Origin of the sequence: Phormidium pseudopriestleyi FRX01 (assembly GCF_017313335.1) — a bacterium.
Taxonomy (GTDB): domain Bacteria; phylum Cyanobacteriota; class Cyanobacteriia; order Cyanobacteriales; family Laspinemataceae; genus Laspinema; species Laspinema pseudopriestleyi.
On the sequence record NZ_JAFLQW010000440.1, the window covers coordinates 1 to 3,200 of the forward strand.

A 3,200-nucleotide genomic window follows, 5' to 3' on the forward strand; every position below is an offset into this window, starting at 1 on the left:
CAGAAACCCGGTTTCTTGCTTCTGGGTAGAGGGTCAGAAACCCGGTTGAAAACCGACTAAAAACACCACTGTATCAGGCTTGCAGTCGTCTTTAGACGACTTGATTCTATCAGGCCGCCAATCGATTTATCCCCCGCCGTTTGTTGCAACGGGTGCAAGACTCAGGTGGAGTCTACCCCGCGTCCCGAGGACAAAGGTGGCTTCTCATAGCCCTCCCCTTGGCAAGGGGAGGGTTGGGTGGGGTCTACCCCGCGTAGGAGGAACCTCCGTTCTTGTGGCCCCACCCTTGAGGGTGCAGGCAAAAGTTCCCAAGCTAGTAACAATCCCCTATAATCAACAAAGCTTTTGAAGATTTGTTGCAAATCGCCCCTTAGCACCCAGTCTGGATCCTGTATTCGGGGATTGAGGGAACTCTCAGCAATCCGGGAAATTCATATATCTGTATGAAAGTTGCTCTCAAATCCTACGGATCCCAGTCCAAGCATAACGAGCGTTATGGAATTTATACTGTTCCCATGACCCAAAACTGGCTGATAAACAACCTAGGGACTGCCTTTCAGTCCGTCGCTGCTTCCCTCTCCAGGCCCCAGAAACGTCTGATTCTGTTGAGTCTGGATACGGCAGTCTTTCTCGTCGCCATTTATGGGGCATTTGGACTGCGGTTCAGCAGTCTGTTTCCGGTTCAAGAAACCTGGCCCTATTTATGGCTGATTCTGCTTCTGATTGTAATCAAGCCTTTGGTCTTCCTGGTGACGGGAATGTACCGCCCGGTGCTGCGGTATGCAGGCTTGGAATTTTTATTAACCGCCACTAAAGCGGTCCTGTTCAGTTCCGGGGCCTTTGTCCTGCTGGCCTATTTATTTGAATTCCTAAAATTACCGCGCTCCATCCTATTCAACGATGCCCTACTCACCCTGTTATTGGTCGTGGGCGTGCGTCTGTCTCTGAGATGGTTGGTTAATACCCTGATCGGTCTGCCTCGGCAAAATCAAACCCCGGAACGGATTGTGATTTATGGTGCTGGCTCTGCTGGGTCTCAACTGGCTCAATCCCTCGCCCATCACGCCAGTTACCAACCTGTTGCCTTTGTCGATGATGACCCCTCTTTAGCCAATCAAAATATTCAGGGACTCCCGGTCTATTCCCCCACTACATTACCGAGACTCCAACTCCAAAAGCCTTTTGATACTATTTTATTAGCAATGCCTTCGGTCGATCGCCTCAGAAAGCGGCAAATTTTAGAAGGCTTACAGTTCCTGTCCCTGCCGGTCAAAACCGTTCCCTGTATTGGCGAGATTTTATCCGGTCAGGTCTCTATTAGTGAAATTAGAAATATTGATATCGCCGACCTCCTCGGTCGAGAAGAAGTCATCCCCGATCCAGAATTGCTGCGGATGAATATCACTGGCAAAACGGTTCTGGTCACGGGTGCCGGGGGGTCAATTGGCTCGGAATTGTGCCGCCAAATTGCTCAACAACAGCCGAAATGTTTGGTGCTATATGAATTGGGGGAATTTGCCCTCTATAGCATCGATATGGAGTTAGCAGAAGCCTATCCGACCCTCAAGCGGGTGGCTTGTTTGGGGTCAGTCAATGATGAAAACCGACTAGCTGGAGTTCTGACCCAATATCAGGTGGATACGATTTATCATGCCGCCGCCTATAAGCACGTTCCCTTAGTGGAAGCCAATCCCTCTCCGGGAATTATCAATAATGTGGTGGGAACTTGGACTACGGTGCGCTGTGCGATCGACTGTCGGGTTGCTAATTTTGTGTTGATTTCCACAGATAAAGCCGTTCGTCCCACGAATATCATGGGGGCCAGCAAACGGGTAGCGGAACTGATTGTCCAAGCTTTAGCGGAGCGATCGGGGATTTCCACCCGGTTTACCATTGTTCGGTTTGGCAATGTGCTAGATAGTAGTGGTTCAGTGGTTCCCCGATTCCGCAAGCAAATTGCTGAGGGTCAAGCCATCACTGTCACCCATCCTGAGATGACTCGTTATTTTATGTCCATCCCGGAAGCCGCCCGCTTAGTGATTCAGGCTGGAGCAATGGGAAAACGAGGGGAAATCTTCTTGTTAGATATGGGTGAGCCGGTGCGGATTTATGATTTAGCTTTGCAGATGATTCAGCTGAGTGGGTTAGTACCAGGAAAGGATATTGATATTAAAATTACCGGGTTAAGACCGGGAGAAAAACTGCACGAAGAATTATTGGTCGATAGTGCGAATGCTCGACCGACTCAGCATCCTAAAATCTTCTGCGCTCAAGAAGCTAAAATCCACTGGGAATTTTTACAGCCTCTTTTAGAAGCATTGGTGCAAAAAACTCGAACTGATGATGGGGTGGCAATTCGAGCAGAATTGCAACGTTTAGTTCCTGAGTATCAGCCTTCTTCGGTAGGTTTTCGCTCTGCTCGGTTAACTTCACTTTCTACTGTAGAAGAACCCAAAGGTATGGGCGCTTCAAAACTAAATAGCTCTGGAAAAAATGAAGCAACGGTGTTTTCGAGTCTGCCTGTAGAGGGAAGAGGTGCTGGCAGTGATAGCTTTACTTTGCCTTAACAGCGCCAAGGAACCGAGGTTGAAGCCCGAGGTTCAGGAGGGGAAATTTTTTCAATGTAGAATGGGATGAAATCCTCTGTGTGGGTCAACTGACTGTTGCTCAAGTCGGTAAGATAGGGCGATCGCCTTGCTATCCCCAGATTTGGTTGTCCGACTTCCCACGAGTTGAGGTTACCCCATCTAATATCCCCGAGTTGATTGCTCAGGCATTAACCCATAAAAAATACGGGGTTCTTCTATAATCCCTATGGTTGCTCAATTCCGATTTCCCTACATAAATTCTTAAGCGACAAATCCATTTTTAACAATATGGTCAGTGCAGAATCCTATTCTCCCCAATCTCATTCCCATCCCTGGTCTAGCAGACTGGACCTCCGACAACCGATCGCCCAGTCAGTCTCGGGGTTGACATTCTCTATATTCATCGCCCTAACAGCAGCACTCCCGGCTGTTGCACAGCCCTCCTTACCACCGGGACAAGAACCCCGACTCTTGGCCCAGGGAGCAGCCTTGCAAGAAGCCTATACCCTCGGTCCTGGCGATCGCATTCAAATCGATATTTTTAACGTCCCCGAATACAGCGGAGAAAATGGTCAACACCAAGTCCTAGTCGATGGCACCTTAAACCTCCCC

Annotated in this window: 3 protein-coding genes; all 3 read left to right on the forward strand. The window is 49.1% G+C overall.

What is annotated here, in order from left to right:
- Window positions 1–443: 443 nt before the first annotated feature.
- A complete protein-coding gene (locus tag J0895_RS16570; protein ID WP_207089149.1) occupies window positions 444–2,567 on the forward strand; it encodes a polysaccharide biosynthesis protein in 2,124 nt (707 codons plus the stop codon).
- An 80-nt stretch (window positions 2,568–2,647) separates the two neighbouring features.
- Window positions 2,648–2,809, forward strand: a complete 162-nt coding sequence (locus J0895_RS16575) for a hypothetical protein (RefSeq protein WP_207089150.1) — start codon at window positions 2,648–2,650, stop codon at window positions 2,807–2,809.
- Window positions 2,810–2,876: 67 nt separating this feature from the next.
- Window positions 2,877–3,200: polysaccharide biosynthesis/export family protein (locus J0895_RS26015; RefSeq protein ID WP_242541371.1), on the forward strand; the 324-nt coding region annotated here is incomplete at its 3' end.

Coding starts and splice junctions, on each gene's coding strand:
- J0895_RS16570 (WP_207089149.1), top strand. CDS start 444: ATGAAAGTTGCTCTCAAATCCTACGGATCCCAGTCCAAGCATAACGAG.